This window comes from Paenibacillus sp. P4_A9 (assembly GCF_056402415.1).
This window is the reverse complement of the sequence record NZ_JBFUHL010000156.1, coordinates 1-3,499: the sequence shown is the minus strand read 5'-3', so window position 1 is coordinate 3,499 and position 3,499 is coordinate 1. Positions and strand designations below refer to the sequence as shown.

3 protein-coding genes are annotated in these 3,499 nt (G+C 45.2%); all 3 read left to right on the top strand.

Annotation, left to right across the window (positions count from 1 at the left end; translation table 11 throughout):
* Nucleotides 1-588 (top strand): carbohydrate ABC transporter permease (locus AC1DVJ_RS30335; RefSeq protein ID WP_477596540.1); only part of this gene is annotated, 588 nt, incomplete at its 5' end.
* Nucleotides 589-645: 57 nt separating this feature from the next.
* The gene (locus AC1DVJ_RS30330; RefSeq protein WP_477596538.1) at nucleotides 646-2,211 is read left to right on the top strand and encodes a type 2 periplasmic-binding domain-containing protein; all 1,566 of its coding nucleotides are present in this window, start codon (nucleotides 646-648) and stop codon (nucleotides 2,209-2,211) included.
* Nucleotides 2,212-2,269: 58 nt separating this feature from the next.
* The coding region (locus AC1DVJ_RS30325) for a sulfatase family protein (protein WP_477596536.1) at nucleotides 2,270-3,499 on the top strand (1,230 nt) is incomplete at its 3' end.

Sequence of the window (3,499 nt, the reverse complement as noted above, 5' to 3'; positions counted from 1 at the left end):
GCTTCAACCGCTTACCCATTAACGAAGTCTATCGTACCTGGCAGGAAATGGCTCATATTTGGGATTTTATTCACAATGCTATTTAGTGGAGGCGTTATCCCAACTTATCTAGTTGTCAAGCAGTTAGGGTTATTGAATTCACTCTGGTCGCTGATCTTGCCGGGTATGATTTCTGCCTACAATACGCTCGTGATGATGAGCTTCTTTCAGACCATTCCTATAGAGATCGAGGAATCGGCTGAAATGGATGGAGCGAACCCACTGCATATATTTGTTAGACTCATACTGCCACTGTCTATGCCAGTTCTAGCGACGATTTCGTTATGGATTGCTGTGGCTCATTGGAACGAATTTTTCACTGCATTGCTTTATATCAACGAGAGGGCAAGTTACACCTTATCTCTGTTGTTAAGAGATTTAATTAGCGGTCAGGACTACGCTCGTTTCACTGGTGAAGTATCAAATACGTCAACAGAGTCTGTAATTGGCGCAACGATTGTGGCGACGATTTTACCCATATTGTGTGTATACCCATTTCTACAGAAGTACTTTGTGCAAGGTGTTATGATCGGTTCGATCAAAGGGTAATTTCATGCTTGTAATAAGCATGTTTTTATAGGGTACATCATAAAAAGGAGGGTTTCTATGTCGCCGAAAAGAATAGGACGTACCGTACTTTGTTGTTCCTGCGCGCTTAGCATGGTGTTAATTGCCGCTGGTTGCACGGGAACGGGGAAAGATGCCGAAGGCAGCAAGTCAACTGGAGGACCTGTCACTTACAATATGTTTCGAAATGCCGCTTATATCGTGGGCTATCCAGATGATGGGGGACCCTATAAACAGACTATTCTGGATGCTGCAGCCAAGGCCGGAATAAAGGATATTGATTATAAAATCACCATCTCTGGCGGAGCGGAATATTTCACAAAGTTAAATGTGCTTTCCGCATCTGATAATCTTCCTGATTACTTCTCGGTGGATATCCCAACGATGATCAAGTATGCAGATGAGGGGCTTATCCTTCCATTGGATGATCTGATGAAAAAGAACGCGCCAAATTTGACAAAGCTTCAGAATGCAGGCGAGCTCGATGCACTCAGATATAAAGGGAAAATCTGGGCAATTTTTCCGGGATACCGTCCTGAAGCTTTCAACGGACCATCGGTAGTTGGCTACAATATCAGAACGGATTGGCTGGATGCGGTTGGTTTGAAAATGCCAGACAATCTTGATGAGCTTCACGCTGTCCTGAAAGCGTTTACGGATGGAGATCCCGATAAGAATGGCAAAAAGGATACGATCGGACTCACGATTGCGAAAACGGATTCCTCAGGCAGACAGGAGATTTTCAGCAATATTTTTGGTGCTTTCGGTATTCAGCCTACATTCTGGTTAGAGAAAAACGGTAAACTGCAAAAGGGATTTACCTTACCAGAAACAAAGGAAGCCTTGAAGGTGCTGCGCGATTGGTATAAAGAAGGCATTATTGATCCGGATTTCCCTGTTAATGAAGCGAAACAGGTTGATGAGAAGGTTGCCAACTCGAAGGTTGGAGTTTGGCTAGGCAGCGCATTAGATGTCAATCCAACAACACCTCGTGCCTCTGCGCTTGCCAAAACAAATCCAAACGGTAAAATCGGCTTTTTACCACCGCCAACTGGACCAAAAGGTCTGCGTGGAGGGGCAGAGACTGCTCCTGGCTACGGGGATTTAAGGGCAATCTCTGCGAAAGCTAAGGATCCAGATCGCTTGGTTAAGCTGATTGATTGGTCAGCGAATCAAAGTGAAGATGGCGGCTTTTCGCTAGTGACCTATGGTAAGGAAGGCGAACATTATACTTATGATAAAGCAACAAACATACTAACACAGAAAGCCAATATTTTGGATTTATATAAGCTAGGATTAGGGAATCCTGTTMGTTTCGTTCAAGTTGTTGACCGCCGATGGGTGCCATCAGAAGATGCCCGTAAAGCCATCAGTGTGAGTAATCAATATATTACGAAGAACGCTTACTGGAAAACGACGCCTACGATGTTTGATTATCCGGATTTGGAATCGAAGCTTTGGCCGGAATATGCTTTGAAGATCATACTAGGCCAACTGCCAGTAGAAGCATGGGATGAATTCGTAAAGAAGTATTATGAGCAAGGCGGCAAAGCAATTGAAGACGAAGTGAACAAGACTTGGAAGTCAGAAAAAGCAGCTAAATAGCGGTGTTTATACTTGGAACCGAATTGAACTGATATAAGCTGGGAGTGAGTTAGTTGTCATGAGTAAAATGAGTAATAAGCAGCCAAATGTTATTGTCTTTTTCACGGATCAACAACGCTGGGATACGACTGGCGTACATGGAAATCCTTTAGATCTAACTCCTAACTTCGACAGAATGGCAGGCTTTGGAACGCATATTTATAACTCTTTTACCTGTCAGCCTGTTTGTGGACCAGCGCGTTCTTGCTTGCAGACTGGCAAATATGCAACCACAACAGGTTGCGTGACTAATTTCAATCCGCTGCCAGAGGATTCCAGAACATTAGGACATTATTTCAAGGATGCGGGCTATCAAACAGCCTATATCGGTAAGTGGCATTTGGCTGGTGAGGAGCCAGTACCAGAAGAGAAGAGAGGCGGATATACGCACTGGCTTGCGGCTGAGCTGCTTGAGTTTTCTTCGGACTCTTACAATACTGTTTTGTATAACAATGACAATCAGGCTGTCAAGCTTCCGGGTTATCGCGTAGATGCCCAAACTGACGCCGCCATTCGATTCATTGACAGCCATCAGGATGATCCATTCTTTTTGTTTCTTTCCTATATTGAGCCTCATCATCAGAACCACATCGACGACTATCCAGCGCCTGACGGCTATCGGGAACGATATGCCGGTAGGTGGATACCTCCGGATTTAGCGGCACTCGGGGGCACAGCTTCTCAGCATTTAGGGGGCTATTTCGGGATGGTACGCCGGTTGGATGAAGCGCTAGGAAGACTACAGGATAGCCTGAAAAGTCTCGATTTGAGCGAGAATACGATTATCCTGTTTAGCTCGGACCATGCTTGTCATTTCAAAACACGAAACAATGAATACAAGCGCTCTTGTCATGAGAGTTCTATTCGAGTCCCGACAGCAATCAGCGGACCAGGATTTGAGGGTGGCGGACGTATCCAAGCACTTGTCAGCTTGATTGATCTTCCTCCGACACTTTTGGATGCTGCCGGAATTCCCGTCCCTGAGCAAATGCAGGGCAGATCCATCCTGCCATTGCTGCAAGGTGGAAAGCCGAATTGGCCAGCGGAAGTGTTTGTTCAAATCAGTGAAACCCAAGTTGGGAGAGCGATTCGCACGAAGAGATGGAAATACAGTGTTCACGCTCCMGATAAAGACCCGATACGTGACACTGGATCTGATGTGTATGTGGAACAATTTCTATATGATTTGCTAGCAGATCCGCATGAGCTTACAAACTTGGCAGGCTACGAGTCACATAAGGAAGTATCC